The 26918-nt window shown below is 74.1% G+C and carries 29 protein-coding genes; 18 read left to right on the top strand and 11 right to left on the bottom strand.

From position 1 onward, the window contains the following. Positions 1–98: 98 nt before the first annotated feature. The 3 genes from ACZ3TI_RS16010 to ACZ3TI_RS16000 all read left to right on the top strand — a co-directional run bounded on the left by ACZ3TI_RS16010 (position 99) and on the right by ACZ3TI_RS16000 (position 3275). Positions 99–1193: a WD40/YVTN/BNR-like repeat-containing protein gene (locus ACZ3TI_RS16010; RefSeq protein WP_465726800.1), complete on the top strand. Its 1095-nt coding sequence runs from the start codon at positions 99–101 to the stop codon at positions 1191–1193. 206 nt (positions 1194–1399) lie between these two features. Next, positions 1400–2155 carry a GNAT family N-acetyltransferase gene (locus ACZ3TI_RS16005; protein WP_465726799.1) on the top strand — a complete coding sequence of 252 codons (756 nt, stop codon included), beginning with the start codon at positions 1400–1402 and terminating at the stop codon, positions 2153–2155. A gap of 82 nt (positions 2156–2237) precedes the next feature. Next, positions 2238–3275, top strand: coding sequence for a LacI family DNA-binding transcriptional regulator (locus ACZ3TI_RS16000; RefSeq protein ID WP_465726798.1), 1038 nt, complete (start codon positions 2238–2240; stop codon positions 3273–3275). A gap of 241 nt (positions 3276–3516) precedes the next feature. Here the strand turns inward: ACZ3TI_RS16000 and ACZ3TI_RS15995 are convergent, their stop codons facing one another. Continuing rightward, positions 3517–4035, bottom strand: coding sequence for a GNAT family N-acetyltransferase (locus tag ACZ3TI_RS15995; protein ID WP_465726797.1), 519 nt, complete (start codon positions 4033–4035; stop codon positions 3517–3519). Positions 4036–4123: 88 nt separating this feature from the next. On the opposite strand from ACZ3TI_RS15995, the gene ACZ3TI_RS15990 reads away from it, so the two are divergent. After that, positions 4124–5236 carry a hypothetical protein gene (locus ACZ3TI_RS15990; RefSeq protein WP_465726796.1) on the top strand — a complete coding sequence of 371 codons (1113 nt, stop codon included), beginning with the start codon at positions 4124–4126 and terminating at the stop codon, positions 5234–5236. 72 nt (positions 5237–5308) lie between these two features. Here the strand turns inward: ACZ3TI_RS15990 and ACZ3TI_RS15985 are convergent, their stop codons facing one another. Further along, complete coding sequence (locus ACZ3TI_RS15985; protein WP_465726795.1) at positions 5309–5713, bottom strand: hypothetical protein; 405 nt, start codon at positions 5711–5713, stop codon at positions 5309–5311. Between the two features lie 200 nt (positions 5714–5913). Here ACZ3TI_RS15985 and ACZ3TI_RS15980 point away from each other — a divergent pair, with 200 nt between their 5' ends. Then, a complete protein-coding gene (locus tag ACZ3TI_RS15980; RefSeq protein ID WP_465726794.1) occupies positions 5914–6279 on the top strand; it encodes a YciI family protein in 366 nt (121 codons plus the stop codon). Between the two features lie 157 nt (positions 6280–6436). Continuing rightward, positions 6437–7687, top strand: coding sequence for an RNA polymerase sigma factor (locus ACZ3TI_RS15975; protein WP_465726842.1), 1251 nt, complete (start codon positions 6437–6439; stop codon positions 7685–7687). On the opposite strand, the gene ACZ3TI_RS15970 is transcribed toward ACZ3TI_RS15975, so the two are convergent. After that, entirely contained in the window at positions 7684–8151 is a 468-nt protein-coding gene (locus tag ACZ3TI_RS15970) for a MarR family winged helix-turn-helix transcriptional regulator (protein WP_465726841.1), read from the bottom strand. The genes ACZ3TI_RS15975 and ACZ3TI_RS15970 overlap by 4 nt on opposite strands. 144 nt (positions 8152–8295) lie before the next feature. Between ACZ3TI_RS15970 and ACZ3TI_RS15965 the strand changes: the two genes are divergently transcribed. Then, positions 8296–9078, top strand: coding sequence for a dioxygenase family protein (locus ACZ3TI_RS15965; protein WP_465726793.1), 783 nt, complete (start codon positions 8296–8298; stop codon positions 9076–9078). A gap of 5 nt (positions 9079–9083) precedes the next feature. On the opposite strand, the gene ACZ3TI_RS15960 is transcribed toward ACZ3TI_RS15965, so the two are convergent. The 4 genes from ACZ3TI_RS15960 to ACZ3TI_RS15945 form a co-directional block, all read right to left on the bottom strand. After that, complete coding sequence (locus tag ACZ3TI_RS15960) at positions 9084–9734, bottom strand: NAD(P)-dependent oxidoreductase (protein ID WP_465726792.1); 651 nt, start codon at positions 9732–9734, stop codon at positions 9084–9086. 147 nt (positions 9735–9881) lie between these two features. Continuing rightward, on the bottom strand, positions 9882–10268 hold the full coding sequence (locus ACZ3TI_RS15955; RefSeq protein WP_465726791.1) for a VOC family protein: 387 nt from the start codon (positions 10266–10268) through the stop codon (positions 9882–9884). 11 nt (positions 10269–10279) lie between these two features. After that, a complete protein-coding gene (locus ACZ3TI_RS15950) occupies positions 10280–10879 on the bottom strand; it encodes a GNAT family N-acetyltransferase (RefSeq protein WP_465726790.1) in 600 nt (199 codons plus the stop codon). Next, positions 10876–11340 carry a group II truncated hemoglobin gene (locus tag ACZ3TI_RS15945; RefSeq protein WP_465726789.1) on the bottom strand — a complete coding sequence of 155 codons (465 nt, stop codon included), beginning with the start codon at positions 11338–11340 and terminating at the stop codon, positions 10876–10878. The genes ACZ3TI_RS15950 and ACZ3TI_RS15945 overlap by 4 nt, the downstream gene beginning before the upstream one ends. A 124-nt stretch (positions 11341–11464) precedes the next feature. Between ACZ3TI_RS15945 and ACZ3TI_RS15940 the strand changes: the two genes are divergently transcribed. Genes ACZ3TI_RS15940 through ACZ3TI_RS15930 form a run of 3 tightly spaced genes read left to right on the top strand, consistent with a single transcriptional unit; the run spans position 11465 to position 14223 of the window. Continuing rightward, complete coding sequence (locus ACZ3TI_RS15940) at positions 11465–12229, top strand: SDR family NAD(P)-dependent oxidoreductase (RefSeq protein ID WP_465726788.1); 765 nt, start codon at positions 11465–11467, stop codon at positions 12227–12229. Positions 12230–12246: 17 nt separating this feature from the next. Next, the gene (locus tag ACZ3TI_RS15935) at positions 12247–12636 is read left to right on the top strand and encodes a MerR family transcriptional regulator (RefSeq protein ID WP_465726787.1); all 390 of its coding nucleotides are present in this window, start codon (positions 12247–12249) and stop codon (positions 12634–12636) included. Between the two features lie 51 nt (positions 12637–12687). Beyond that, positions 12688–14223 (top strand): AMP-binding protein, encoded by a 1536-nt coding sequence (locus tag ACZ3TI_RS15930; RefSeq protein ID WP_465726786.1) that lies wholly within the window; start codon positions 12688–12690, stop codon positions 14221–14223. A 22-nt stretch (positions 14224–14245) separates the two neighbouring features. Here ACZ3TI_RS15930 and ACZ3TI_RS15925 read toward each other — a convergent pair whose 3' ends face one another. Then, positions 14246–15175 (bottom strand): LuxR C-terminal-related transcriptional regulator, encoded by a 930-nt coding sequence (locus tag ACZ3TI_RS15925; protein ID WP_465726785.1) that lies wholly within the window; start codon positions 15173–15175, stop codon positions 14246–14248. Positions 15176–15321: 146 nt separating this feature from the next. Between ACZ3TI_RS15925 and ACZ3TI_RS15920 the strand changes: the two genes are divergently transcribed. Then, positions 15322–16131, top strand: coding sequence for a TIGR03084 family metal-binding protein (locus tag ACZ3TI_RS15920; RefSeq protein WP_465726784.1), 810 nt, complete (start codon positions 15322–15324; stop codon positions 16129–16131). Between the two features lie 47 nt (positions 16132–16178). Here the strand turns inward: ACZ3TI_RS15920 and ACZ3TI_RS15915 are convergent, their stop codons facing one another. Next, positions 16179–19400 (bottom strand): error-prone DNA polymerase, encoded by a 3222-nt coding sequence (locus tag ACZ3TI_RS15915; protein ID WP_465726783.1) that lies wholly within the window; start codon positions 19398–19400, stop codon positions 16179–16181. A gap of 23 nt (positions 19401–19423) precedes the next feature. On the opposite strand from ACZ3TI_RS15915, the gene ACZ3TI_RS15910 reads away from it, so the two are divergent. Continuing rightward, a complete protein-coding gene (locus ACZ3TI_RS15910; protein ID WP_465726782.1) occupies positions 19424–19633 on the top strand; it encodes a hypothetical protein in 210 nt (69 codons plus the stop codon). Here the strand turns inward: ACZ3TI_RS15910 and ACZ3TI_RS15905 are convergent. Together ACZ3TI_RS15905 and ACZ3TI_RS15900 are read right to left on the bottom strand one after the other, a co-directional pair. Then, positions 19630–21381, bottom strand: coding sequence for a DNA polymerase Y family protein (locus tag ACZ3TI_RS15905; RefSeq protein ID WP_465726781.1), 1752 nt, complete (start codon positions 21379–21381; stop codon positions 19630–19632). The two genes, ACZ3TI_RS15910 and ACZ3TI_RS15905, sit on opposite strands and share 4 nt — an antisense overlap. A 1-nt stretch (position 21382) precedes the next feature. Then, entirely contained in the window at positions 21383–22183 is an 801-nt protein-coding gene (locus tag ACZ3TI_RS15900; protein WP_465726780.1) for a hypothetical protein, read from the bottom strand. A gap of 278 nt (positions 22184–22461) precedes the next feature. On the opposite strand from ACZ3TI_RS15900, the gene ACZ3TI_RS15895 reads away from it, so the two are divergent. The 6 genes from ACZ3TI_RS15895 (at position 22462) to ACZ3TI_RS15870 (ending at position 26883) form a co-directional block, all read left to right on the top strand. After that, complete coding sequence (locus ACZ3TI_RS15895; RefSeq protein ID WP_465726779.1) at positions 22462–23130, top strand: ArsR/SmtB family transcription factor; 669 nt, start codon at positions 22462–22464, stop codon at positions 23128–23130. Next, the gene (locus ACZ3TI_RS15890) at positions 23127–23870 is read left to right on the top strand and encodes an SRPBCC family protein (RefSeq protein ID WP_465726778.1); all 744 of its coding nucleotides are present in this window, start codon (positions 23127–23129) and stop codon (positions 23868–23870) included. The genes ACZ3TI_RS15895 and ACZ3TI_RS15890 overlap by 4 nt, the downstream gene beginning before the upstream one ends. Before the next feature lie 125 nt (positions 23871–23995). Further along, entirely contained in the window at positions 23996–24568 is a 573-nt protein-coding gene (locus ACZ3TI_RS15885; protein ID WP_465726777.1) for a dihydrofolate reductase family protein, read from the top strand. A 122-nt stretch (positions 24569–24690) separates the two neighbouring features. Continuing rightward, entirely contained in the window at positions 24691–25281 is a 591-nt protein-coding gene (locus ACZ3TI_RS15880) for a DinB family protein (protein WP_465726776.1), read from the top strand. Between the two features lie 65 nt (positions 25282–25346). Beyond that, the gene (locus ACZ3TI_RS15875; RefSeq protein WP_465726775.1) at positions 25347–25835 is read left to right on the top strand and encodes an Imm21 family immunity protein; all 489 of its coding nucleotides are present in this window, start codon (positions 25347–25349) and stop codon (positions 25833–25835) included. A gap of 112 nt (positions 25836–25947) precedes the next feature. Further along, entirely contained in the window at positions 25948–26883 is a 936-nt protein-coding gene (locus ACZ3TI_RS15870) for a hypothetical protein (RefSeq protein WP_465726774.1), read from the top strand. Positions 26884–26918: the final 35 nt, after the last annotated feature.

Here is a 26918-nt window from a genome sequence, read left to right as displayed (position 1 = left end):
GAACGGCGCGGCGAGATGTGACCACCGGTGGACGGCGGGACACTGGCAGTCGGGGGCCGTTCCCGGGGGGCCGTGCTCGTGATCAGGTGGTGTGAGGCATGACCGAGGTGTTGTTGGCCGTCGGAACCGAGAAGGGCCTCTTTCTCGGCCGCAGCCGCGACCGGCTGACGTGGGAGTTCAGCGGGCCGCACTTCCCGATGAACGCGATCTACTCCGTCTCCATCGACCGCCGCGAAGGCCGGACCAGGATCCTGGCCGGCGCCGACAGCAGCCACTGGGGGCCCTCGGTCTGGCGCTCCGACGACCTCGGCGCGACCTGGTACGAGCCGCCGCAGCCCGCCGTCCGCTTCCCCGAGTCCACCGGGGCCTCGCTCACCCGGGTCTGGCAGCTGCAGCCCGCCGGTGCGGAGGCCCCCGGCGTGGTCTACGCCGGCACCGAGCCCGCCGCGCTGTTCCGCTCCACCGACGGCGGCGAGACCTTCGCCCTGGTCGAGTCGCTCTGGGAGCACCCGCAGCGGCCGCAGTGGGGCGCCGGCTACGGCGGCCAGGGCCTGCACACCATCCTCACCGACCCGCGCGACCCGCAGCGGCTGCTGGTCGCCGTCTCCAGCGGCGGCGTCTACCGCAGCAAGGACGGCGGCGACAGCTGGGAGCCCTCCAACACCGGGCTGCGCGCCGAGTTCTTCCCGCAGGAGAGCCAGTACCCCGAGTTCGGCCAGTGCGTGCACAAGGTCGCCCCGGACCCGGTCCACCCCGACCGGCTCTACCTGCAGAACCACGGCGGCGTCTACCGCAGCGACGACTGGGGCGGCAGCTGGCACTCGATCGTCGACGGGCTGCCCGCCGAGTTCGGCTTCGCCGTCGCCGCCCACCCGCGCCGGGGCGACACCGCCTACCTCTTCCCGCTCGGCGGCGCCGACGACCGGATCCCGCCCGGCCGCAAGTGCCGGGTCTTCCGCACCACCGACGGCGGCACCAGCTGGCAGCAGCTCGCCGAGGGCCTGCCCGGCGAGGACCACTACGGCATCGTGCTGCGCGACGCCCTGCGCACCGACGACGCCGACCCGGCCGGCATCTACTTCGGCAACCGGACGGGCGACGTGTACGGCAGCCGGGACGAGGGCGAGAGCTGGTCGCTGCTGAAGTCCCACCTGCCGGACGTGCTCTGCGTCCGCGCGGCGGTGGTGGCCTGAGCCGCCGCCCGGCACTTCCGGAAGATCCACGGGCCGGCACGCGCTGCCACCGGGCCGGAACCGCTGCCACCGAGTCAGCGCCCGTCGCCGGAAAACCGGTTGCCCCGGGCGCCGTGTTCTGGTGAGCATGAGCCGCCGACGAACGATCCCGTGCGACCGCGCGCGGACTCGTACGGACTCGTGCGGACTCTCGGAAGGGGTGGGCCATGGCGGAAGCCGACTGGGTGGTCAGGTACGACGGTGAGGGTGCGCCGGTGCTGCGCTACCAGCCGGGCGAGCGGGAGGGCCGGCCCTGGGCCGACCTGCTGGAGGTGCTGGACGAATCGGCGGACGCGGCCGGGTACATCCGGGCCGAACTGCCCGGCTGGGTGGTCTCCGGCAGCCCCGAGCTCGGGCAGCGGCTGGTGGCCGGCGGCGCGCGGGTGCTGCGGCACGCCCACACCTTCCGACGGGACCTGCGCGCCGATCCCCCGCCCGCCGACTGGGCCGGGGGGCCGCTGCGCGAGGGGCTGCGGGCGGTGCCCTGCGACCGGGCGCCCGAGGAGCTGTTCGAGGCCTGGCGGGCCGCCTTCGGGCCCGGGCACGTCGACCACTTCCCGGGAGACGACGCTCAGGCGCTGTCCGAGCGGCTCGTACCGCTGCACGCCGGGAAGGCCATCGGCCCGGTCCTGCCGTCCAGCGTGCTCGCCGTGGACGCCGAGGACCGCGTGGTCGCCGGGGTGGTCCTGACCGACCGCGACGGCCTGCCGTGGGTCGCCGACGTCTTCCGCCACCCCCGACGCGGCTACCGCGGCCTCGGCGCCGACCTGCTGCGCCACGCCGTCGCGGACGCCGCCGCACGCGGGCTGGCCGACGTCCACCTGGTGGTCTCCGAGGGCAACCCGGCCCGCCGCGTCTACGAGGCACTGGGCTTCCGGCTCCGGGACACCTCGCTGACGGTGATCGTGCCGGACGCCGGCTGAGCGCCGTGTCGTCCACCGCTCCGGAGCCCGCCCGGCGCACGGGAAAGCGGCTGGTCGGAGGCGGTGTGTAGGCTCAATGGTCATGGCAAGGGTGACACGGGACGATGTGGCGCGGGCGGCGGGGACGTCCACGGCGGTCGTGAGTTATGTGATCAACGACGGGCCGCGGCCGGTGGCGCCGGCGACCCGGGCGCGGGTGCTCGCGGCGGTCGAGGAGCTCGGCTACCGGCCCAACCGGGTCGCCCAGGCGATGGCGCGACGGCGGACCAACCTGCTCGGAATGGTCGTGCCGGACGCCCGGCAGCCGTTCTTCGCCGGGCTCGCGCACGCCGTCGAGCAGGCCGCCACCGAGCACGGCCGACTGCTGCTGATCGGCAACTCCGACTACGCCGACGAGCGTGAGGCGCACTACATCCGCGCCTTCCTCGGGATGCAGGTGGACGGCCTGATCCTGGTCACCCAGGACCCGGCCACCCCCGGGCTGACCGGCTTCGACGTGGCCGACGGCACCCCGGTCGTGCTGCTGCACCACCGTGCGGAGAGCGCCAACGGCGTCGCCGTGGTCGCGGACGACGAGGGCGGCGCCCGCGAGGTGGTGCACCACCTGCTCGGACACGGGCACGCCGAGGTGCACTGCTTCGGCGGCACCCTGGCGCTCAGCCCGCACGACCCGGTCACCGCGCGGACGGCCGGCTGGGCCGCCGCGCTGGAGGAGGCCGGGCTGGCCACCGAGGGGCGGCTCACCCCGGCCCCGTTCGACCGCGTCCGGGCGCACGCCGAGGCGCTCGCCCTGCTGGCCCGGCCCGACCGGCCGTCCGCCGTGTTCTGCGCGACGGACGACCAGGCGATCGGCCTGCTGCGGGCCGCCGACGACCTGGGCATCCGGGTGCCGGACGGCCTCGCGGTGGCCGGCTTCGACGACATCGCCGAGGCGGTGATCGCCGGCCCCGCGCTGACCACCGTCACCACCGCGCAGGACGAGATGGCCCGCGCGGCGCTGGAACTCGTCCTCGGCGGGGCCGAGCTCCGCGCCGCCGGTGCCCGGACCTTCCCGGCCCGGCTGGTGGTGCGGCGCTCCTGCGGCTGCCCGGCGCCGGGGGTGACCGGCGGCCGGGGATGACCGGCGGCCGGTGACCGGCGGCCGGTGACCGGCGGCCAGGGGTGACCGGCGGCCAGGGATCGGCGGAGGAACGCCAGCTACTGCTCGGTACGCGGGGGAGAACGCCAGGGGATCAGTTCCGGCCGATCATGTGGCCGTGAGATGCCTGTACAGCTCTGGGCGGGTGGACGACAAGATGTCTGTACACCCTTGCACCCTTTGCGCCCGTGCACCACCCCGCCGCGCACCGCCCGAACGGCCGTCAGCCCTCGACCAGTTCGTCCGCGAGCAGGTCCATCAGCAGGTTGTCGTGCCAGGTGCCGTCCGACCCGCGCTCGTACTGGCGCATGGTGCCGACCGTACGGAAGCCGACCTTGGTGTAGCAGCGGATCGCGGCGAGGTTGTCCGCGGCCGGGTCGATCACCAGCCGGTGGTAGTGGTGGTCGTGCACCAGGTGCCGGGCCATGGTGCGCACCGCGTCGGTGCCCAGGCCCAGGCCGTGCACCGACGGGTCGAGGTAGAGGTCCATCCCGGCGTGCCGGTACTCGTCGTCGTTGTTGGCGTACCACTGGATGGCGCCCACGACCTGGCCGCCCAGGTCGATCGCGAAGGTCTCGGTGTCGGGAGATTCCAGGTCGTTGGCGACCTCGGCGGGCAGGTCGTCGCCGCCCCGCCAGCGGGCGAACACCTCGGGCGTGCCTCGGATGGCCGCCAGGGCCGGGATGTCGTCGGTGGTGGCCGGTCGCAGCGTGACCAAAGCGCCGTGCAGAATCGTCCCCATATGGGGCATGTTGGCACGGAAACCCGGCCCCGGCGAGCGCTTTGACCGCATTGCCCGCACCAGCCACGACCAGGGATGATGCTCCGACGTGACGTACCTCATCTTCGGCCTGCTGGCCTGCATCGTCTACGCCGCCGTCGTCATGTTCCGCAGGAAGAAGGCCTGGCGCTGGGCGCAGACCGACTTCGACGCGCCCGCGTACGGACTGGCCCCCCGCGACCGGCTCGACCCGGGCCGCGCCGGTCCGCCGCCGCCCCCGCACCGCCGCCAGGAGTCCCAGGCGATAGCCGACGCAGCCTGGGCCGGGAACTGGAAGCCGGCCGCCGCCCACATCGAGGCCGCCGGGCAGGACTGGGACGAGCGCTGGTCGCGGCTCGAACTCCTGGACTCCGTCGCCGACCGGGACGAGAGCTGGCTGAAGGCCTGGCGCGCCGCCGACCCGGGCAACTGCGACGCGGCCACCCTGGAGGTCGTCCGGATGGTGCACGCGGCCTGGGCGGTCCGCGGCTCCGGGTTCGCGGACGAGGTGCCCGAGGAGGACATGCGGGCCTTCCGGGCCATGCTGCCCGCGGCCATCGAGGCCGCGAAGCGGGCCTCCCTGCTGGACCCGGCCAACCCGGCCCCCTGGGTGGTGATGGTGACCGCCGCACGCGGTGCGCGGTACACGCCCAAGCAGTTCGAGGAGCTGTGGCGCGGGCTGGTCGAGCGGGCGCCGTTCCACTACGCGGGCCACTGGCAGGCCCTGCAGTACTGGTGCGCCAAGTGGTTCGGCTCGGACAAGAAGATGCTGGCCTTCGCCAAGCGGGCGATGCGGAAGGCTCCGGCCGGGAGCCCGCTCCCCGGCCTCTACCTGCACGCGCTGAGCGAGCTGGACCAGCGCGGCACCCTCGGCACGACGCTGGACGGCGAGCTGGGCAGGCAGCCGGTGCGCAAGGTCGCGGCCGCGCTGGCGCAGGTCCGCCCGGACGACGAGCGGCTGCCGGTGCTGCGGCACCTGCTCGCGTACTACGCGGGCGCGGCCGGGCTGCACCGCATCGCGCTGGAGCAGTTCCGGGCGATCGGTCCGTGGTGCGGCTGCCCGCCGTGGACCTCCGCGAAGGACCCGGCGGAGGCCTTCGACCTCGCCCGCGGCGCCGCCGTACGGCTCTCCCGCGCCCGGCCGCTGCCGCCGGAGCTGCGGCCGAAGGCGGGGCTACAGTAGAGCGGTAGGGCTGCCGGGTGACCGGGTGGCCGGGCGGCGCGTACGCCGTGGGAGCGGCGGGCCGGTCTGCGATCAGGCTCCGCCGAACCCCAGCGCCCGACGGACGTACCGCACGTTCCCGGAGGCGCAGCCGATCAGGACCCGGTGCTCCCCTTCCCGGCACTCGAACACGGTCCAGCGCTTCTCGATGGTCTTCGGGTCGTCCGCGTGCCGCTTCCGGACCTCGACCAGCTCCAGGCCGCTCGGGAGGTACCGGGCCTGCGCGGTGTGCCCGCGGAGCGGCGAGATCGCCAGCGCGGTGAGCGAGGCGTGCAGGTACTCCGACGTCGCACGGCAGTACGGCCGGGCGCCGGTGACGCAGCCCTCGAAGACCACCACCCCCCCGTCCTCGAAGGCGTCGCGCTCCTTCTTCTCCTCCGACCTGGGCTCAGCGAGTTCCAGCAGGTCGGCGACCGCCTCCAGAATGTCCACGAGCATCCGTGTCTCCCCTCCACCGCTCACGTGGGCACCATTCGATCACGTACCGACCGGGCGGCACTCCCCGGGTACGGCCCCCGGCACCGCCCCCGGAAGCGGTCGGAAGAATTCTTCGCGGTGGGTGTCGATCCGGCGCCGACCCGTTCGACGCACGGGTGAGAGGCGGGGAGAGGCCCCGCCCGATCAACCGAGGAGTCACCATGCCGCGCTTCATGACGCTGATCCGGATCGACGAGCAGGCCCGCGAGGGCTGGGAGCCGGACCCGGAGTTCGAACAGCGGATGGGGGCCCTGTTCGAGGAGATCACCAAGGCCGGGGTGATGCTGGAGACCGCCGGGCTGACGCCGACCTCCCAGGGCACCCGGCTGAGCTGGAACGAGGGGAAGGTCGGCTGCACCGACGGGCCGTTCACCGAGACCAAGGAGGTCGTCGGCGGCTACGCGATCCTGCAGTGCAAGGACCAGGCCGAGGCCCTGGAGTGGACCCGGCGCTTCCTGCAGACCCACCCGGCGGGCTGGAGCGTCGAGGCGGAGGTCCGGCAGATCGAGGAGATGCCGCAGCCGTAGCGGTGGGTGCGTTTGCCTCGCCCGCCGCCGACTGCTCTGATGGGTCGCCGTGACGGACAGCACTGCGGCGAACGGAACGGCGGCGGGCGGGACGGCGGAGGACCGGGCGGTGGCGACGGACCGAACGGCGGAGGACCGGGCGGCGAAGGACCGGGCGGTGGAGGACCGGGCGGTGGCGGCCGTCGAGACGGTGTTCCGGATCGAGTCCGCCCGGATCATCGCCGGGGTGGCCCGGATCGTCCGGGACGTCGGCATCGCCGAGGAGCTGGCGCAGGACGCGCTGGTGGCCGCGCTGGAGCGGTGGCCGCGGGAGGGCGTCCCGGACAATCCGGGCGCCTGGCTGACGGCCACCGCCAAACACCGGGCGATCGACCTGGTCCGCCGCCGGGAGGTCTACGCCCGCAAGCTCGCCGAGGTGGGTCGGTCCGCGCAGGACGTGCCGGCGGTGGAGCCGGCCGAGCCGGACGGCATCGACGACGACCTGCTGCGGCTGATCTTCACCGCCTGCCACCCGGTGCTGTCGGCGGAGGCGAGGATCGCGCTCACCCTCCGGCTGCTCGGTGGCCTGACCACCCCGGAGATCGCCCGCGCCTTCCTGGTGCCCGAGCCGACGGTGGCGCAGCGGATCGTCCGGGCGAAGCGGGCGCTGGCGAAGGCGGCGGTGCCGTTCGAGGTGCCGTACGGGGAGGACCGGGCGCGGCGGCTGTCGTCGGTGCTGGAGGTCATCTACCTGATCTTCAACGAGGGGTACTCGGCGACCGCGGGGGACGACCTGCTCCGCCCCGGGCTCTGCGAGGACGCGCTGCGGCTGGCCCGGGTGCTGGCCGCGCTGATGCCGGCCGAGCCGGAGGTACACGGGCTGGCGGCGCTGCTGGAGTTCCAGGCCTCGCGCACGGCCACCCGGACCGGGCCGGACGGTCGGCCGGTGCTGCTGGCGGACCAGAACCGGGCCCGCTGGGACGGGCTGCTGATCCGGCGCGGCTTCGACGCCCTGCAGCGGGCGGGCACCGGCCCGTACTCGGTGCAGGCGGCGATCGCCGCCTGCCACGCGAAGGCGCGGCGCTACGCGGACACCGACTGGGCGACCATCGCCGCGCTGTACGAGCGGCTGCTGGCGCTGTCGCCGTCCCCGGTGGTGGCGCTGAACCGGGCGGTGGCCGTCTCGATGGCGCAGGGCCCGGCGGCCGCACTGGAGTTGGTGGACGCCCTGGCGGCGGAGCCCGCCCTGCGCGGCTACCACCTGCTGCCGAGCGTGCGGGGCGATCTGCTGGCCCGGCTGGGGCGGGCGGACGAGGCCCGGGCGGAGTTCGAGCGGGCGGCGGAGCTGACCCGCAACGAGCGGGAGCGGGAGCTGCTGCGGGAGCGGGCGGCGGGCCTCGGAAAGACTGACGGCCAGGGGGTCGGCTAGGGGGTCTCGTCCAGGCGCAGTCGGGCGCTGACCGCGCCGAGGCCCTCGGCGAGGACGGCCAGCTGTTCGCGGGTGAGCACGTCGATCAGCAGCTCGCGGACCAGGGCGACGTGGCCGGGCGCGGCCTGGCGCAGCATCTCCCGTCCCTGGTCGGTGAGTTCGGCGAAGACGCCGCGCACGTCGCTGGGACAGGAGCGGCGGGCGACCAGGCCCATCCGCTCCAGTTGGGTGACCTGGTAGGTCAGTCCGCTCTTGGAGGTGACCAGCTTGTCGGCGAGCTCGGTCATCCGCAGCGAGTCGCCGGGGGCTGCGGACAGGTGCACCAGGATCTCGTACTGCTGGTGCGAGAGGCCGGAGTCCTCCTTGAGCTGGCGCTCCAGCCGGCGGTTCAGCAGGTTGCTCGCGACGACGAAGCCCCGCCAGGCGGCCATCTCGTCCGGGTCCAGCCAGCGGGGTTCGTTCAGTGAGGACATGGGTGAAGCCTACTCCTGTTGTTCAAATTCGAACGAAGGTGTACCGTCGACCGGAGTAGACGTTCAAATTTGAACTACTGTGGAAACCGGCGTGGCAACCAGCCACCCTCACGATTCGGTCCCGAGGAGGACGCCATGAGCGCCGCGGCCCCCGAGCGCATGCCCGCCCTGTACCTGTCGCACGGCGCTCCGCCGCTGGCCGACGACCCCGTCTGGCCGGGCGAGCTGGCCGCCTGGTCCGCCGACCTGCCGCGGCCCAAGGCCGTGCTGATGGTCTCCGCCCACTGGGAGGAGGCCCCGCTCGCCCTCGGCGCCGTGACCACCGTCCCGCTGGTCTACGACTTCTGGGGCTTCCCCGAGCACTACTACCGGGTCCAGTACGCCGCCCCCGGCGCGCCGGAGCTCGCCGAGCGCGTGCGCAAGCTGCTGCGCGCCCCCGGCACGCCGGTCCAGGACATCCCCGACCGCGGACTCGACCACGGCGCGTACGTCCCGCTGGTGGAGATGTACCCGGAGGCCGACATCCCGGTGCTCCAGGTCTCGCTGCCCACACTCGACCCGCAGCGGTTGCTGGAGATCGGCCGCAAGCTCGCCCCGCTGCGCGAGGAGGGCGTGCTGATCGTCGGCAGCGGCTTCTTCACCCACAACCTGCGGGCGCTCAGCCGCGACGGCCGGGTCACCTCGGTGATGGCCGAGTTCGACGACTGGGGCCGGCGCGCCCTGGAGGCCCACGACCTGGACGCGCTGCTCGACTTCGAGCACAAGGCCCCCGCCGGGCGCCTCGCCCACCCGCGCACCGAGCACTTCGCCCCGCTGTTCGTCACCCTCGGGGCCGGCGAGGCCGACCTGGGCACCCAGCGCAGCGTCATCGACGGGTTCTGGATGGGGCTGGCCAAGCGCTCGATCCAGCTGGGCTGAGCGCGTCACTGCAGCGAGCAGCAGGTGAACCGCTCGCCGATGTGCTCGGGCTGCTCGATCTCGTCCACCAGGGCGACCGCGTAGTCCGGCACCGAGATCCGGCTGCGCCCCTCGGCGTCGGTCAGCAGCTGCTCCAGGCCGGTGCGGTAGTGGCCGGTCCGCTCCCCCGGGCCGATCTCGGCGGCCGGGCTGAGCACCGTCCAGCGCAGGTCGGAGACCGTCCGGTAGTAGTCCAGCGCCGCGCCGTGCGCGTGCATGATCTGCAGGACCGCCTCCGGCAGCCCCGGGGTGTCCCAGACCCGCACGCCCGGCGCGGTCTCCAGGCTGCCCGCCCCGCCGACCACGATCAGCCGGGGCGCCGCGCCGCCGAGCCCGCGCAGGCCCTCGACCAGGGAGCGGGCGGCTGGCTCGATCAGCGCCAGGTGGCCCGGCCCGTCGCCGCCGCCGACGGCGCTCACCAGGACGTCCCGGCCCGCCGCGACCCGGGCGACGTCCGCCGGGTCCAACACGTCCCCGCGCTCCACGGCGGCGGCTCCGCCCCGGTAGCGTCCCGGGTCGCGGACCACGGCGGTGACCTCGTGTCCGCGCGCCGCCGCCTCCGCGACGACCGCGCTGCCGATGCTGCCGTTGGCGCCGATGACGGCGATCCTGGCCATGGGGTACCTGCCTGGTTGCTCGCGGGGGAGAGTCGGCCTCAGACAGGGTCGATTATCGGACGGATGCCGAACGGCCGCCCGCGCACGTCCTCGTGGGAGTGGCGGGCGGCCAGGGGTGGCACCCGGGCGAGCGGTGGACCGGGACGGTTACGCCTGCTCGGTGGCGGCGCGCTCGGCCTTGCTGCGCTCCACGCAGAACTCGTTGCCCTCCGGGTCCGCCAGGGTGATCCAGCCCGTGCCGTCCGGGCGGCGGTGGTCGGCCAGCACCGTGGCGCCCAGGGCGACCAGGCGCTCCGCCTCCTCGTCCCGGCTGCGGTCCTGCGGCTGCAGGTCGAGGTGCACCCGGTTCTTCACCGCCTTGCCCTCGGGCACCCGGATGAACAGCAGCGAGGCGCCGGCGGACTCCACCAGGACCTCGTCGTCACCCGGGTTGTCGTCCTCCCCCAGGGTGCCTTCCAGCGCCCCGACCCAGAAGCCGGCCAGGGCGTACGGGTCGGCGCAATCGATCGTCACATGTCGCACCAGAGAAGCCATGGGGCTTACTCTCACCTGTGCCCTTCGGATCCGTCCAGCCTTTTCCTGGAGTGCCGGTGACCGTCCAGCGGGTACGGCGGGAAGGCCGGGACGATCTCGGTGAACGCGTAGCCGCTCTTCTCCGCGACCCGGCAGGAGGCGTGGTTGTCGCCCTCGTGCAGCAGGTCGAGCCGCCGCAGGCCGTCGGCGGCGAAGGTGAAGGTGGCGAAGGCCCAGGCGGTGAGGGCCTCCACCGCGCGCGGCGCCACGCCCCTCCCCCGGGCGGGGGCCGCCGTCCAGTAGCCGACCTCGGCGGTCTCCCCGCCCGGGGTGCCGCGTTTGAGCACCACGTTGCCGACCAGCTCGCCCGCGACATCCCCGGCGCCCCCGGCCTCATCGGCGTCCCCGGCGTCGGCGGCCGCCAGGACGGCGAAGGAGTACCGGGTGCCGGCCGACCAGCCCTCGTGCTGCAGGGCGATCCAGTGCGCGGCCTGCCCGACGTCCGTCACGGGGGTGCGGGTGAAGCGGCGCAGGGTCTCGTCCCGGTACGCCTCGACCAGGGCGGGCACGTCGGCCTCCTCGAAGGGGCGCAGGACGAGGCCGTCGGCCGCCGGGAGCACGGTGACGGTCACTTCTCCAGCCCCTCCCAGCCCCAGCGCGGGGTCGGGCCGGGCTCGCCGAGGTCGGTGCCGGCGGGGGAGGCGGAGACGTCCTCGGCGATCTTCGTGCCCCAGTCGAAGTACTCCAGCACCCGGTGGCGCAGCAGCTCGTCCTCCGGCAGCTCCTGGCGGACGGCCTCGCCCATCAGCTCCATCCAGCGCAGCCGCTGCTCCTCGGTGATCGCCAGTCCCACGTGGGCGCGCAACAGGGCCTGGTGGCCGCCGAGTTCGTCGGTGAAGACGGTCGGGCCGCCGAAGATCTCGGCCAGCCAGACGGCGACGTGCTCGATGTGGGTGGGGGTGAAGTCGGCGAAGACCGGGGCGAGCAGCGGGTCGGCGAGGACGCCCCGGTAGAAGGTGTGGCTGAGGCGGCGCAGCGCGTCGATGCCGCCGACGGCCTGGTAGAGGGTGGCGTAGGGCTGTCGGTCACTCATGAGTGCTCTCCCCGTCAGTGGTTCGCGGTGGCGGTTCCTGTGGTCCGCTCGTGTGGCCCGCATTCTGCCAAGCGGGAGGCCGTCTTGACCCTGACGCTGACGGCAGGGTCGGAGAGTCGGCGGCATGAGCAACGAGAGCAGTTCGCAGGGGCGGGTCGTGGTGGTCACCGGGGCCGGGACGGGCATCGGACGGGAGACCGCGCGGGCCTTCGCGGCCGAGGGGGCGCGGGTGCTGGCGGTCGGCCGGCGGCCGGAGCCGCTGGCGGAGACGGCGGCCGCGCACCCGTCGCTGATCCGGCCGCTGGCCGCCGACATCACCGGGCCGGGCGCGCCGGAGACGATCGTCGGGGCCGCGCTGGAGCGGTTCGGGCGCCTGGACGTGCTGGTCAACAACGCCGGGATCGTCCGGAGCGGCCAGGGCCTCGGCGGCTACGACCGGGCGGGGATCGAGGAGTTGCTGGGCACCAACCTGGTCGCCCCGGTCCTGCTCGGGCAGGCCGCGCTGCCGGCGCTGAGCGACACCCGGGGCGTGATCGTCAACGTCAGCACCGCCGTGGGGCAGCGCGGCTGGCCGTCCAACTCGGTGTACGCGGCGAGCAAGGCCGCGCTGGAGACGGTGACCCGCAGCTGGGCGGTGGAGCTGGCGCCGCGCGGCATCCGGGTGGCGGCGGTGGCCCCCGGGGCGATCGCCACCCCGATCGCCGACCACTCCGGGTACGACCCCGAGCAGCGGGCGGCGATCCGGAAGTGGCAGATCGAGCACACCCCGCTGGGCCGGGTCGGCCGACCGGCGGAGGTGGCCTGGGCGATCACGCAACTCGCCTCGCCGCAGGCTTCGTTCGTGACCGGCGTAGTGTGGTCCGTCGACGGGGGCGCGCTGGTGAGCTGAGGACGGGGGCCGGGCGGGTGCGGATCGGCGAGCTGGCGCGGGCGACGGGCGCGACCGTCCGGGCGCTGCGGCACTACGAGCAGGCGGGGCTGATCGGCTCCGAACGCGAGCCGAACGGCTACCGGGACTACGACGGGTCGGCGGTGGTCCGGGTGCGCAACATCCGTGCGCTGGTGGGCGCCGGGCTCACCCTGGACGACCTCCGGCCGCTGCTGGGCTGTCTGGACGGGGACGTGCTGGCGAACCGGCCGTCCGAGCGGGTACTGGCGATCGTCCGGGAGCGGCTGGCGGTGCTGGAGCGCCGGATCGCCGCCCAGACGGAGGCCCGCGACCGGCTGGCGGCGGCACTCGCGGCAGCGCTCACCGCGCCCGGAGGCGCCACCGATGGGGATACTGCGGAAGGGTGACACCCCCGATCGGGGGTGTGCAGGGGGCTGACGGGAGAGGACAGTGGGCGCATGCAGATTCCACTCTCCGTGATGGACTTCCTCGACCGGGCCGAGCTGGTCTACGGCGACCGGGTCGGCATCGTCGACGAACCGGTGCAGCCGGCCGAATCCTGGGGCGAGCTCAGCTACCGCCGAATCGCCGAACTCGCCCGCGCCCAGGCCGCCGGCCTGGACCGGCTCGGCGTCGGGCCGGGCGAACGGGTCGCGATGGTCTCCCACAACTCGGCGAGACTGCTCACCTCCTTCTTCGGGGTGAGCGGCCACGGCCGGGTGCTGGTGCCGGTGAACTTCCGGCTGAAGGCCGAGGAGGTGTCGTACATCGTCGAGCAGAGCGGCGCCTCCGTGCTGCTGGTCGACCCCGAACTCGCCGACGCGCTCAGCGGGGTGGTGGCCAAGCACAAGTTCGTGATCGGCGCGGACAGCGACGCCCTGCTCTACGACTTCGACAACTCCCCACGCCGGTACGCGGTCTCCGAGAACGACACCGCCACCATCAACTACACCAGCGGAACCACCGCCCGCCCCAAGGGCGTTCAGCTCACCCACCGCAACGTCTGGCTGAACGCGACGCTGATGGCGCTGCACTTCGGCGCGAACGACCGGGACGTCTACCTGCACACCCTGCCGATGTTCCACGCCAACGGCTGGGGCCTGCCGTACTCCCTGACCGGGCTCGGCGCCCAGCACATCGTGCTGCGCAAGGTGGACGGCGCGGAGATCCTGCGCCGGGTCGAACGGCACGGGGTGACCTTCCTGTGCGGCGCGCCCGCCGTGGTCCAGATGGTGCTCGACGCGGCCGCCGACTGGGACGGCCCGATCCCCGGCCGGGACCGGGTGCGGATGATCGTGGCCGGCGCCCCGCCGCCCACCTCGGTGGTGCAGCAGGTCGAGGAGCAGCTGGGCTGGGAGTTCATGCAGATCTACGGCCTGACCGAGACCGCCCCGGTCGTGACGGTGAACCGCTCCCGGGCCGAGTGGGACGCGCTGCCCGCCGCCGAGCGGGCCGAGAAGCTGGTGCAGGCCGGCGCGCCCGCGCTCGGCACCCGGCTGCGGGTGGACGACTCCGGCGAGGTGCTGGTGCGCTCCAACACCGTGCTGGACGGCTACTGGCAGCAGCCGGAGGCGACCGCCGAGGCGCTGCGGGACGAGTGGTTCCACACCGGCGACGGCGGCACCATCGCGGACGGCCAACTGTCCATCTCGGACCGGAAGAAGGACGTCATCATCAGTGGCGGGGAGAACGTCTCCTCGATCGAGGTGGAGGACTGTCTGTACAGCCACCCGGCGGTCGCCGAGGCGGCGGTGATCGGGGTGCCCGACGAGAAGTGGGGCGAGACGGTGAAGGCGCTGGTGGTCCTCCGGGACGGCCACGGGACGGTCACCGAGGCGGAGTTGATCGCACATTGCAAGCAGCGGCTGGCCGGCTACAAGTCGCCCACCTCGGTGGAGTTCCGGGACGCGCTGCCGCGCACCGCCACCGGCAAGCTGCAGAAGTTCCGGCTGCGCGAGCCGTACTGGACCGGGCGGGAGCGCCGGGTCAACTGACGCCGCCCAGCCGGTTTCGGGCTCAGCCGACCAGTCCCGACTCCCGTGCCGCGACGGCGAGTTCGGTCCGGTTGCGGACACCGAGCTTGTGCATCGCGGACTTGAGGTAGCCGGTCACGGTGTTGCAGGTCAGGCCCAGTCTGGCGGCGATCTCCGGGTTGGTCCGGCCGGTCGCCGCCCAGCGCAGCACCTCGTGCTCGCGCGGCGTCAACGGCCGGGTCAACCGCGGAGTCGGCGGCAGGGGCGGCGGGGTCAGCGCCGGGGTCGACGGCCGTACGGGGGCGGCCGGTCGGCCCTGCTCCGGGCGGGGTGCCTCGCGGCTCCAGGCGGCGGCCCCGGCGAGTGCGCGGGTGGCGGCCCGGGCCAGCGTACCGACGGCGGAGATCCGGACGTCCCCGAACGGCACGACGGCGCGCAACGAGGCGTACACCACGCCGTGCACGGTGCCGCCCTCCATCAGCGGGACGGTCAGCATCGCGTACAGGTCGTCGGCGGCCACCGCGGCGTCGTAGTGGTGCGAAATGGTCGTCGCCGCACGGTAGTCGGGCACCCAGGTGGGCACGCGTTCGGCGAGTGCCCGTCCCCCGAGTCCGTGGCCGGCCGGGACGGTCACGTTGTGCAGCAGGTCCGCCCGGGTGCCGGCCCAGTGCCGCAGCACCATGCCCTCGTCGCGCCTGGCCGCCCGGCCGCGCCCGGGCAGCGGCTCCGGCACGCCCACCAGCCCGACGTCCACGCCGCACTCGGCGACCACCCGGCGCGCGAGGTCGCCGAGCACGGCGTCCCGCACCAGCTCGGCGGCCCGCAGGGCGACTTCGGCCTCGTCGAGTCGCGCGGCGTCGTCGGTTCGCGCGGCGTCGTCGGGTCGCGCGGTGCGGTCCGGTCTCGCGGTATCGGCGGGTCGCGCGGCGCGGTGGCCGGCTCGCGCAGCTTGGGGGGTGTCCGCGCTTTTCATCGCGCGATTCTCACACGCGGTCGGGCCGGTGGCGAGAGTCGTGACATGCGTCTTTCGTGGAGTGGTGGGCGCCGGTGACGGGGCGGGCGTAGGGTGCGGCCGTGACTACCGGCGGGTAGTGATCGTCTCGATCGGAGGGGAAGCCGATGACGGACCCGAACAGTGTCCTTGCCGGGCTGTTGGAGGACCTGCGGGCCGAAAGCGCGGTCCTGGACGGGCTGGTGACCGGTCTGCCGGCAGAGGGCTGGACCAGGTCGACGCCCGCCGAGGGCTGGATGATCGCGCACCAGATCGCTCACCTCGCCTGGACCGACGACTGGACGGCACTGGCCGCACGCGACCCGGAGGGCTTCGGCGTGGCGCTCGGCGACCGCTTCGGCGAGCTGGTGGCCGCCGGCGCCGACCCGGTCGAGGAGGGTGCGCGGGACGGTGCGGCCGCCGAGCCGGTGGCACTGCTCGCCCGCTGGCGGGCCGGGCGGGAGGAGGTGCTGGCGGCGCTGGCCGCCGCGCCGGCCGATGTGCGGCTGCCCTGGTTCGGCCCGCCGATGAAGCCCGCGTCGATGGCGACCGCCCGGCTGATGGAGACCTGGGCGCACGGCCAGGACGTCGCCGACGCGCTCGGCGTCACCCGCGAGCCCACCGCCCGGCTGCGGCACATCGCCCACCTGGGGCTGCGCACCCTGGGCTTCGCCTTCGGCGCGCACGGCCTGCCCGCGCCGGAGCGCCCGGTCCGGCTCGAACTGACCCCCCCCGACGGCGGGCTGTGGGCCTTCGGCCCGGCCGACGCCGAGGACGTGGTGACCGGCCCGGCCCTGGACTTCTGCCTCCTGGTGACCCAGCGCCGCCACCGGGACGACCTCGCCCTCACCGCCACCGGCCCGGTCGCCACCGTCTGGCTCCCGATCGCCCAGGCCTTCGCCGGAGCCCCGGGCAAGGGACGGCAGCCGCAGGCGTAGTACCGGGCCCCGGGCACCCGATCGGCCCCGGGTCCGGCCTTTCCCGCTCAGAGGCCGATCCGCAGCGGGGTGAGCCGGGTGGCGATCAGGTTGGTGGCGCCGCGGTCGCGCTCGATGTGGCCGTGGACCAGCAGTCCGGCCCGGTCCAGGGCGGTGCGGCGCTGGGACTCCCAGACCGGGCGGTTGCAGATCACGTTGATCAGGCCGGTCTCGTCCTCCAGACTGAGGAAGAGCACCCCGCCGGCCGTCGGCGGCCGCTGCCGGTGGGTGACCAGGCCGCCGACCACCACTGCCGTTCCCGGTGGCACGTCCGGGAGTTGGGCGGCACAGAGCGCGCCGCCGCGTTCCAGCTGGACCCGCAGGTGCTGCAGCGGATGGCTGGTGGCGGAGGTGCCGGTGGCCCACAGGTCGGCGATGGTCTCCTCGACCGGGCTCATCCCGGGCAGGTCCGGCGCCTCGGTGCCGGGCGTGGTGCCGGGGATCAGTTCGACCGATATCCCCGCGAACGCCCCTGCCGCCCACAGTGCCTGACGTCTCGTCAGTCCGAAGCAGTCGAAAGCGCCCGCGGTCGCCAGCGCCTCCAGGACGGGCGCGGGCAGACCGGTGCGGCGGGCGAAGTCCTCCAGGTCGGCGTACGGCTGCCCGGCCACGATCGCCTCGGCCTGCGGGGTACCGATGCCGCGGACGGTCTCCAGGCCGAGCCGGATGGCCGGCTGCGGACGTCCTGCGGTTAGCGGCGGTTTCGGGGTCGGCCCCCGGTACGGCTCCAGGGTGGGGCGCGCCCCGCTGGCGTTGACGTCCACCCCGCGCACCCGCACGCCGTGCCGCCGGACGTCCGCGACCAAGCTGAGCGGCGAATAGAAGCCCATCGGCTGGTTGGCCAGCAGGGCGCAGGTGAAGGCCGCCGGGAAGTGGTACTTGAGCCAGGCACTGGCGTACACCAGGTAGGCGAAGCTGATCGCGTGGCTCTCCGGGAAGCCGTAGCTGGAGAAGGCCTCGATCTTGCCGTAGACGTCCTCGGCGACCTCCGGCGGGATGCCGCGTTCGGCCATCCCGCCCAGTAGCCGCTCGCGCAGCCGGGCGACCCGCTCGTGCGAGCGCTTGGCGCCCATCGCCTGCCGCAGCTGGTCGGCCTCGGCGGGGCTGAACCCGGCGCAGTCGATGGCGAGTTGCATCATCTGCTCCTGGAACAGCGGCACCCCGAGGGTCTTGCCGAGCGCGTTCTCCATCAGCGGGTGCGGGCAGCCGGCCGGTTCGACCCCGGCGCGGCGGCGCAGGTACGGGTGGACGGAGCCGCCCTGGATCGGGCCCGGGCGGATCAGCGCGACCTCGACCACCAGGTCGTAGAAGTGGTCGGGCTTGAGCCGGGGCAGGGTCGCCATCTGCGCGCGGGACTCGACCTGGAACACGCCGACGGTGTCGGCCCGGCGCAGCATCGCGTACACACCCTTGTCGTCGTCCGGGATGGTGGCCAGGTCGTAGCGCAGGCCGTGGTGCTCGGCGACCAGCACGCAGGCGTCGTGCAGCGCGGCGAGCATGCCGAGGCCGAGCAGGTCGATCTTCACCAGTCCGGCGCCGGCGGTGGACTCCTTGTCCCACTGCAGGACGGAGCGCCCGGGCATCCGGGCCCACTCGGTCGGGCAGATCTCGCCGATCGGCTCCCTGGTGAGCACCATGCCGCCCGAGTGGATGCCCAGGTGGCGCGGCAGACCGTGGAGTTGGGAGGCGAGCGAGAGCACGTCGGCCGGGATGACGGCGTCCGCGCCGGGGGCGGAGCGGAAGTCGGTCTGCCGACTGAACGCGTCCACCTGCCCCTGCGGGTAGCCGAGCACCCGGGCGGCGTCGCGGATCGCCAGCCGGGGCCGGTAGGTGATCACATTGGCGACCTGGGCGGCATGCTCGCGCCCGTAGCGGCCGTAGACGTACTGGATGACCTCCTCGCGGCGGCGGTTCTCGATGTCCAGGTCGATGTCGGGCGGCCCGTCCCGGGCGGTGGAGAGGAAGCGTTCGAACAGCAGCCTGTAGTGGATCGGGTCGACGGCGGTGATCCCGAGGGCGTAGCAGACCGCGGAGTTGGCCGCCGAGCCTCGGCCCTGGCACCAGATGTCCTGGCTGCGGCAGAAGTCCACGATGTCGTGCACGATCAGGAAGTAGCCGGCCAGGTCGAGGTCCTCGATCACGTCCAGCTCCTTGGCGAGCTGGCGGCGGGCGGCGGCGTTGCCGGAGCCGAAGCGGGCGGGGCCGCCGGCCGCGACCAGCGCGCGCAGGTGGCTGATCTCGGTCTCGCCCTCGGGGACGGGGAAGCCCGGCAGCTCCGGGTCCAGCTTGGCGAAGTCGAAGGCGCAGGCGCGGCCGAGCTCGACGGTGGCCCGCTGCACGCCCGGGAAGCGGGCCAGCCGGCCGGCCATCTCGCGGCCCGAGCGCAGGTGCGCGGTGCCCGCAGCCCGGGTCCAGCCGACCGCGTCCTGCAGGGTGCGGCGCTCGTGCAGCGCGGCGAGGCTCTGCGCGAGGCGCCCCTGGGCGGGGCCGGCGTGGTGGGCGTTGGTGGAGGCGACGACGGGCAAGCCCGCTTCGGCGGCGAGAGCAGCCAGGGCGTCGTTGCGCCGGTCGTCGCCGGGCAGCCACTGGTCGATCAGTTCGACGTACACGTTCTCGCGGCCGAACGCCTCGGTGAGGGTGCGCAGTTGCCGCTCGGCCGTGCCGTCCGCGAGGCCCGCCGGGACCCGGCCGAGGCGGCAGCCGGTGAGCACCGCCCAGTGGCCGCCGTGCGCCCCGGCCAGCGCCGCGAGGTCGTACACCGGGCGGCCCTTCGCACCGCCGGCCAGCTGGGCAGCGGCGATCGCGGCGGAGAGGCGGCGGTAGCCGGCCGGGTCGCGGGCGAGGACCAACAGGTGCTCTGCACCGCTGGAGTGACGGATCGTCAGCTCTGCGCCGAACACCGTGGCCACCCCGGCGCCCCGGGCCGCCTCGGCGAGCCGGACGGCGCCGTACAGGCCGTCGTGGTCGGTGATCGCGAGGGTCTCCACACCCAGCCGGGCCGCCTCGGCGACCAGGTCCTCCGGGTCGCTGGCGCCGTCCAGGAAGCTGAAGGCGGAGTGGACGTGCAGCTCGGCCCAGGGCTCGGCGGCCGGCTCCGGGACGGGGAGCTCCTCCGCGGGCTCCGCCGGGGCACGGCGGTGCAGCGGGACGACCGTACGGTCCGGCGCCGCGCCGGTCAGCCGGCGGTGCAGCTCGCTCCAGGGGAGGGTGGGGTGGCTGGTGAAGCCCATCGGGGGTTGCCTTCGTCGTTCTCGTGCTCGTCCTGCTCCCCCCTTTTTTCGGGACTCTCTTCGGGTCCTTCTTCCCGGCCTTCCTCCGGTCCTTCTTCCGGCTCTTCTTCCGGCTCTTCTTCCGGGTCTTCTTCCGGGTCTTCTTCCGGGTCTTCTTCCGGGTCTTCTTCCGGGTCTTCTTCCGGGTCTTCTTCCGGGTCTTCTTCCGGGTCCCGGGGCTCCGGGACCGCTAGTCGTAGCCGGCCTCCAGGTACCACGCACCCCCCTCCACGGTGAGCAGCAGCGCCCTGCCGTCGCCCACCACGACCTGGAACCGCGCCCGGCGGCGGGCGAGCGACTGGTCCCACCAGTACTCGACCGCCGGCCAGGGACCGGTCCAGCCCTCCACCGGCTCCTCCCGCCCCCGGACCACGACCAGCGCCGGCCGGGCCGACACCCCCGCCCGGCCGTCCACCGTGACCGGCTGCCCGGCCTCGTCCAGCACCCGCACCGGCGCGGGCTCCCGCAGCACCACGGCCGGCCACACCTCCGGCAACCGCCCCGGCCAGGGCGCGTCGGCCGGCACCGCCGCCTCGTACGGCTCGCCCCACGGCACCTTGACCGCTTGCTCGCCCGGGCCGCGCCCGCCGGCCGGCTCGATCCGGCGCAGCCCGGCGTGCCCGAGCACCGCCTGCACCCGGGCGACCGCGCGCTCCACCCGGTCGTCGGCGACGGCCTGGCCCCACAGGGCCAGCTGGCGGCCCTGGTCCGGGGAGAGCCCGTCGGGGGCCAGCCGGAGCAGGATGAAGCCTTCTTGGGGGCCGGCTTGGGCGTCGGGTCGGTCGCCGACTCGGGCATGGGGTCGGTTGCCGGCTCGGGCGTCGGCGAAGGTGCCCATGCCCTGCCAGGCCTGGAGCTGCCAGCGGACCCGCTCGGCCAGCGCCGTCGCCGACAGCCGGCCCTCGTGCCGCCACAGCCGGGAGGCCGTCCGACCGTCCGCGCAGGCCACCTCGACGGCCACCCGGCGGCAGGTCAGCCCTGCCCCGGCCAGTCGCCGGTGCAGCGCCTCGGCGAGCGTGCGGGCGACGAACACCAGCGGCTCGGCCAGCGGCTCCGGCGGGTCGAAGCGCTGTTCGACGGCGAGGTCGGGCTCCTGGTCGCGCGGCACCAGCGGACGCGGCTGCAGCCCGCGGGCCAGCCGGTGCGCGACCGTTCCGGACGGGCCGAAGCGATCCCCGACCGCCTCGGGCGGCAACGCGGCGAAGGCCCCGACGGTGGGCAGACCGAGCCGCCCGAGCAGCTCGGCCAGCGCCTCGTCGCCCAGCGCGCTCACCGGGTACGGGGCGAGGAACTCCGCCGTCCGGCCCGCCGGGACCAGCACCCCGGCGCGGGCCGCGAGCACGGCGGCGAACAGGCCGTCGGCGACGCCGACTTGGGCGTGGGGGGTGGTCGGCAATACCGCGTCGGGGGCGCCGGGAGTCTCAAGGGTTTCCGGGGTTTCGGGGGCTGCCGGGGCTACTGGGGCTTCGGGGGTCACCGCGCCGGGGACGGCGTCCGGGACGGGTGGCTGCTCGAGGGCGTCCGCCACCGCCGTACGGACCTTGGCGGCCAGAGCCTCCTCGCCGCCGAAGTAGCGGCCCGGGCCCTTCACCGGGATCGCACACAGGCCGGGGCGGATCACCTCGACCCGGGGCGTGAACGCCTCCACTGCCGCGACCACCGGCTCGAAGCGGCGGGTCTCCGCCTCCGGGTCGCGGTCACGCAGCTCCAACTCCGGGCAGAGCCGCTGGGCCAGCTTGAGCCGCTGCCCCTGCCGCACCCCTGCCGCCCGGGCACCCGCCGAGCAGGCGAGGATCCGCCCGCCCTCGGTCACCGCCACCGGATCGTCGCCGGTGACGGCCACCACCGGCCAGTCCGGGCACCAGACCACCAGCACCCGGGGGGTGCGGTCCTCAGCGGTCCGGGGTGCCTCGCTGCCGGGCGTCTCGTTGTTGCCGGGCATGTCAGACCACCGCCGCGACGCGTGCTGCCGCCGGTGCCGCTACGGGCTGCGGCCATTCCCGGACGGACCGCTCCCGGACGGGCCGATCCTGGACAGGCCGCTCCCGGACGGGCTGATCCTGGAGCGGGCGCACCTCGCCGTGCTCGTCCGGCAGCCAGAGCCGGGCCGTCCGACCGCGCACCGCCGAGCCGCGCCCCTCGGCCACCACCTCCACCTGCCGGCCGGCGAGCTGCCCGTAGCCGTCGCCCAGCCCGAACCAGCGCCCGGACCGCACCCCCAGCCGCAGCGTCGCGCCCGGCCAGGGCCCGGCCACCAGTAGCACGCAGCCGCTGCGCCGCAGCACCGCCGCCAGCCGGGCGGCCAGCTTCGGCGGCACCGGCCCGTCCGGGCGCAGCATGACCAGTTCGACCGCGCCGGCCAGCACCGACACCACCTCGGCCCAGTGCGGCCCCGGGTCGTCCGCGACCAGCAGTCGGCGCAGGTCCAGCCCGTAGCCCTCGGCGGCAGCCAGCCCGAGGTCCGGTAGCCCGACCGCCGCCGCCCAGCCGCCCTCGGTCTCCCGCACCCCGGCGGCGAGCGCCAGCAGCAGCCCGGTGTCCCCGCCCGCCACCGACACCGCGCTCCCGCGCCGCAGCCCGCCCTCCGGCAGCACCTCCCGCAGCGCGGGAGGCACCGGCAGCAGGCCCCGGGCCTTCGGCTGTCCGGCCGTCCGGTCGTTCGGCCGTCCGTCCAGCTGTCCGTCCAGCCGTCCGTTCGACTGCCCGTCGCCCGGCTCCCCCGGCACGGCAGCCGGGAGCACCACCGGCCGGAGCAGGGGACGCGGGGGCCGCTCAGCGGTGGATTCGAAAACAGATTCGAAAACGGGCACAGCCCCAGGATCGAACATCCGTTCGTAAATATTCAAGTCCGACTCAGCAGCCCCATCCGTCACTCTCCGTGCCGCCGCCGAGAGGCGATGGCCGCCACCGAACAACGAACCCGACCTGGGCAAACCCGCGAGAGGGAAAACGTTGGGCCGACCGGGCTACCGACAGATCTTTTTTCCTTGACAAATTTTTTTGTCGGATGGATCCTGGAGGAGTGCTGGACGTCGCTGTGATCGAAGAACCCGCTGCGGCCGAGGCGTCCCTGGACCCGATCCGGGCCCGCATCCTCGCCGCCCTGGCCGAACCCGGGTCGGCCGCCATGCTGGCCGGCCGCCTGGGGCTGCCCCGACAGAAGGTCAACTACCACCTGAAGGAACTGGAGCGGCACGGACTCGTCGAACTCGCCGAGGAGCGCCGCAAGGGCAACGTCACCGAACGGGTGTACCGCGCCACCGCGGCCTCGTACGTGATCTCCCCCAGCGTCCTGGCCGCCGTCAGCCCGGATCCCTCCCGCTCCCCCGACCAGCTCTCCGCCCGCTGGCTGCTGGCCCTGGGCTCCCGGCTGGTGCAGGAGGTCGGAAGTCTGCTGACCGGTGCCGCCCGGGCCCGGCAGCGGGTCGCCACCTTCGGCATCGACGCGCAGGTGCGGTTCGCCTCCGCGGCCGACCGGACGGCCTTCGCCGAGGAGCTGTCCCAGGCCGTGGCGACTCTCGTCAGCCGCTACCACGACGAGTCCGCCCCCGGGGGCCGCAGCCATCGGGTGGTCGTCGGGCTCCACCAGATCCCCACGGCAGCACCGCCCGCAGCCGACTCCGGAGCGCCACAGGCCGGAGCCGACACGGAACAGAGCCCAGCCGAACCGAACCAGGAGAACCCGCGATGACTCACCCGTTCGAGATCGAGCTGGAGACCTCCCTCCCCGCGACCCCGGAGGAGGTCTGGGAGGCGATCGCCACCGGACCGGGCATCGACTCCTGGTTCATGGGCCGCAACGAGCTGGACCCGCGCGAGGGCGGCACCGCCGTCATGGAGACCGGCGGCCACCGCGAGGAGGCGCTGATCACCGCCTACGAGCCCGGCAAGCGCCTGGCCACCCGCACCGCCACCGCCGAGGACGGCCGGTTCATGGCCTTCGAGTACCTGATCGAGGGTCGGGACGGCGGCTCCACCGTGCTCCGCGTCGTCCACAGCGGCCTGCTCGGCGACGACTGGCAGGACGAGTACGACGCGCTGCGCCGCGGCTGGCCCTTCCACCTGCACACGCTCCGCGAGTACCTCACCCACTTCCCCGGGCGCACCGCCGTCCCCGTCTTCGCCGCGGCACCGTCCGGGGGCCTTCCGCAGCCGGAGATCCGGTCGGCCCTCGCCCGGGCGCTGTCCCTGCCGCTCCCCGTCACGGTGGGCGCGCGGGCCCACGCCGAGCCGTCCGGACTGCCGCCGCTGGAGGGCGAGGTGGTCTGGGCGGACGACGAGCGCTTCGAAGTCCGCACCGCCGACGGGCTCTACGCCTTCCACCACGGTTCGGGCGTGGTGCTGATGTTCCACCACCTCTTCGGCCCGACGCCGGACGGGGCCGGGGCCGAAGCCGCCTGGCAGCGGTGGCTGACCGGGCTCCTCGCCTGAGCCTCCGAGTCCCTGCGCCTCTGCGCCCTTGCGCCCCTGAACTCCCGAACGGCCTGAACGACCCGAACGGCCTGAACGGCCTGGCCCGAATTCACACACGAGAACGAGAAACAGAGGAACCACCGATGCGCACCCTGATCAGCACCGCCTTCATCTCGCTCGACGGCGTTGTCGACTCCCCCGGCGGCGAGCCCGGCTACCGGAACTCCGGATGGACCTTCAAGGACATCGAATTCGTCCCCGAGGCGTTCGAGATCAAGGGCCGGGAGCAGGAGGAGGCCGCCGCCATGCTGCTGGGCCGGGTCAGCTACCAGGCGTTCAGCGCGGTGTGGCCCGACATGGCGGACTTCGCCCGCTACAAGACGCTGCCGAAGTACGTCGTCTCCACCACCCTCGCCGAGGACGACCTGGTGTCGAACTGGGGCGAGACCACCATCCTGCGCTCGCTCGACGAGGTCGCCGCCCTGAAGGAGACCGAGGGCGGCCCGATCATCGTCCACGGCAGCGCCGCCCTGAACCAGGCCCTCTCGGACGCCGGCCTGGTCGACCGCTACCACCTGCTCGTCTTCCCCCTGCTGCTCGGCGCGGGCAAGCGCCTGTTCAGCACCACGGACAAGGACGCCCAGAAGCTGGAGCTGGTCGAGCACGAGGTCTACGGCAACGGCCTGCAGAAGCAGGTCTTCGACGTGGTCCGCTGATCACCGTCGCGAGGCCGGGCAAGGGAATTGACGTGCAGTCAACTCAACTCACCTGCCCGGCAAGCCTCGTTCCGGGTCCGGAAATCGATGGACAGGTCTCCTCCGGTCACCAGACTGATCCCATGACTGTGACGGATGACAAGACCGATCTGCGGGTCTACCTCCAGGACGCCCGCGATGTCCTGCTGTGGAAGCTCGAGGGCCTCTCCGAGTACGACCTGCGCCGCCCGCTCACCCCCACCGGGACCAACCTGCTCGGGCTGGTCAAGCACCTCACCGGAGCCGAGGCGATGTACTTCGGCACCACCTTCGGGCGGCCCTTCCCGGAGCCGACCCCGCTGTGGTTCATCGGCGACACCGAGCCGAACGGCGACCTGTGGGCGCGGGCGGAGGAGAGCACCGAGGAGATCGTCGGGCGCTACCGGCGGGTCTGGGCGCACTCCGACGCCACCATCGAGGCCCTGCCGCTGCACGCGACCGGCCGGCTGCCGTTCGGCGACCGCCCCGAGCAGACCCTGCACCGGGTCCTCGTCCACATGATCGCCGAGAGCCACCGTCACGCCGGCCACGCCGACCTGGTCCGCGAGCTCGTGGACGGCGCCGTCGGCCAGCGCCCGGACGGCATCAACACCGCCGAGGGCGACGCCGACTGGTGGCGCGCCCACCACGACCGCGTGGAGCAGGCGGCCCGGAAGGCCGGCGGGCTCGCCTGACCTGCGTTCTCGCCCCGCCCGCCCGACCTGCGGGGGGTGCCCGCCCGTGCCGGTACGGTGCCCGGATGGACCTGATGGAGTGGATCGATTCCGAAGGCGGGCCGCTCGTGCTCGTCCCCGAGTCGGCGCTGGACGCGTGGACCGGCTGCGAGGGCGCGGACTACGACCGGGCCTGCGGGGTCCACGACCACGTCGGGCTGCTGGAGGTCGGCGGGGCGCAGGCGCTCGTCCTCGGTGAGGAGCCGATGTCGACGGCCTATCTGCCGGAACAGGGGCTGCTGCTGCGGTGGCTGGCGGCGGAATCGGAGGAGGCGATCCTCGCCGCCGTGCCACGGGCACGGCAGCTCGCCGAATGGGGGCCGGAGTCGGCCTGGGAGGTGCCGCACGGCCCGGTGTACCTGTTCGACGCCGGGTGGACGGGCCTGGAGTCCGCCGTCGAGGGCAGGCTCCGCCTCGACCTGCCCGCCGGACGCCACCGCGTCCGCGCCGCCCATGTGGAGCCGGACGAGGAGACCGTGGTCGTCCTCGTCCGGCTGGAGGCGGTCGGCGACTGACCGGAGAAATCGGCGGCTGACCGGACAAGAGGGACGCCCCTCGGCCGGGATGGTGGACCCCGGCCGAGGCGCGACTCCGGGCCTCCCCGCAGACGTTTGTAGGGTGGCGGGCATGACGGGTGCGGAGCAGGGTGTGCGGATGGCCGTCCAGTGCCGGGACTGCGGGGGCACCGCCGTCCGGAGCGCCGGGCAGTACCTCGCGTACGGGCAGCTGTGCTGGGACGCGGAGCGGTGCTGCCCTCAGTGCGATGCCTACCTGTGCGAGCAATCGGGACCGGAGGCGGCACCGGAGGACGTCCGCGAGGCACTGCTGACCACCCACGGACCGGGCCGGCTCCGGCTCACCGAGCCGCTCGCCTCGCCGGTGGCGGCACTGCGGGCGATCCGGGAGAGCACGGAGGCTTCGCTGCCGCAGGCACGTGAACTCCTGGCGGAGCTCAGGGACTTCGGGTTGAGCGGGACGACCGTCGAGATGGCGTACTGGCGGGAACGGCTGGCCGAGCGGGGCGTCGCGGCGGAGGTGACGGGCGGCTTCGGGCGGGCGTACCGGTACGTGGGGCCGCCGGAGCTGCGGGAGGCCGGCGGTCCGGCCGGTCAACCGGTGCGCACGGCAGGCGAGTTCACCGCCTGGGCGGACGCGCGGACGGCGGAGGAGTGGGCGGAGCCGTTCACCTTCGTGGTCGACCTGGGCGGCGCACTGCGGCTCGCCCCGCGTCGCAGCGAACATGTCGCCTGCGCGGGCGGGGAGCTGGTACTGAGCGCCGGGGAGATCGGGTTCCGGCGGTCGGGCGGGGGCTGGGAGGTCGAGACGGTCAGCAACCACTCCACCGGCTACTGCCCCGACCCCGCCTCCTGGCCCGCCGTGACCGCCGCCCTCGCCCACATCGGCCTGCCGCACCCCGACGCCTTCACGTACGCGGCAGTCTTCCGCCGCTGCCCCCGGTGCGCCGTGAACAACCTCGTCCGCGAGGAGCACTACGCCTGCGCCTTCTGCGACGCGGACCTGCCCGAGCAGTGGAACGTCGACCCGGCGACGGCAGAGGTGTAGGCGCCGGACGCCGGACCGGGGGCACGGCGATGCCG

The organism is Kitasatospora sp. NPDC023120, assembly GCF_055560835.1.
The sequence above is the reverse complement of the archived record's forward strand: the minus strand, read 5'-3'. Positions and strand labels throughout refer to the sequence as shown.

Coding starts and splice junctions, on each gene's coding strand:
- ACZ3TI_RS16010 (WP_465726800.1), top strand. CDS start 99: ATGACCGAGGTGTTGTTGGCCGTCGGAACCGAGAAGGGCCTCTTTCTC.
- ACZ3TI_RS16005 (WP_465726799.1), top strand. CDS start 1,400: ATGGCGGAAGCCGACTGGGTGGTCAGGTACGACGGTGAGGGTGCGCCG.
- ACZ3TI_RS16000 (WP_465726798.1), top strand. CDS start 2,238: ATGGCAAGGGTGACACGGGACGATGTGGCGCGGGCGGCGGGGACGTCC.
- ACZ3TI_RS15995 (WP_465726797.1), bottom strand. CDS start 4,035: ATGGGGACGATTCTGCACGGCGCTTTGGTCACGCTGCGACCGGCCACC.
- ACZ3TI_RS15985 (WP_465726795.1), bottom strand. CDS start 5,713: ATGCTCGTGGACATTCTGGAGGCGGTCGCCGACCTGCTGGAACTCGCT.
- ACZ3TI_RS15980 (WP_465726794.1), top strand. CDS start 5,914: ATGCCGCGCTTCATGACGCTGATCCGGATCGACGAGCAGGCCCGCGAG.
- ACZ3TI_RS15965 (WP_465726793.1), top strand. CDS start 8,296: ATGAGCGCCGCGGCCCCCGAGCGCATGCCCGCCCTGTACCTGTCGCAC.
- ACZ3TI_RS15960 (WP_465726792.1), bottom strand. CDS start 9,734: ATGGCCAGGATCGCCGTCATCGGCGCCAACGGCAGCATCGGCAGCGCG.
- ACZ3TI_RS15955 (WP_465726791.1), bottom strand. CDS start 10,268: ATGGCTTCTCTGGTGCGACATGTGACGATCGATTGCGCCGACCCGTAC.
- ACZ3TI_RS15945 (WP_465726789.1), bottom strand. CDS start 11,340: ATGAGTGACCGACAGCCCTACGCCACCCTCTACCAGGCCGTCGGCGGC.
- ACZ3TI_RS15940 (WP_465726788.1), top strand. CDS start 11,465: ATGAGCAACGAGAGCAGTTCGCAGGGGCGGGTCGTGGTGGTCACCGGG.
- ACZ3TI_RS15930 (WP_465726786.1), top strand. CDS start 12,688: ATGCAGATTCCACTCTCCGTGATGGACTTCCTCGACCGGGCCGAGCTG.
- ACZ3TI_RS15925 (WP_465726785.1), bottom strand. CDS start 15,175: ATGAAAAGCGCGGACACCCCCCAAGCTGCGCGAGCCGGCCACCGCGCC.
- ACZ3TI_RS15920 (WP_465726784.1), top strand. CDS start 15,322: ATGACGGACCCGAACAGTGTCCTTGCCGGGCTGTTGGAGGACCTGCGG.
- ACZ3TI_RS15915 (WP_465726783.1), bottom strand. CDS start 19,400: ATGGGCTTCACCAGCCACCCCACCCTCCCCTGGAGCGAGCTGCACCGC.
- ACZ3TI_RS15905 (WP_465726781.1), bottom strand. CDS start 21,381: ATGCCCGGCAACAACGAGACGCCCGGCAGCGAGGCACCCCGGACCGCT.
- ACZ3TI_RS15890 (WP_465726778.1), top strand. CDS start 23,127: ATGACTCACCCGTTCGAGATCGAGCTGGAGACCTCCCTCCCCGCGACC.
- ACZ3TI_RS15885 (WP_465726777.1), top strand. CDS start 23,996: ATGCGCACCCTGATCAGCACCGCCTTCATCTCGCTCGACGGCGTTGTC.
- ACZ3TI_RS15880 (WP_465726776.1), top strand. CDS start 24,691: ATGACTGTGACGGATGACAAGACCGATCTGCGGGTCTACCTCCAGGAC.
- ACZ3TI_RS15875 (WP_465726775.1), top strand. CDS start 25,347: ATGGACCTGATGGAGTGGATCGATTCCGAAGGCGGGCCGCTCGTGCTC.
- ACZ3TI_RS15870 (WP_465726774.1), top strand. CDS start 25,948: ATGACGGGTGCGGAGCAGGGTGTGCGGATGGCCGTCCAGTGCCGGGAC.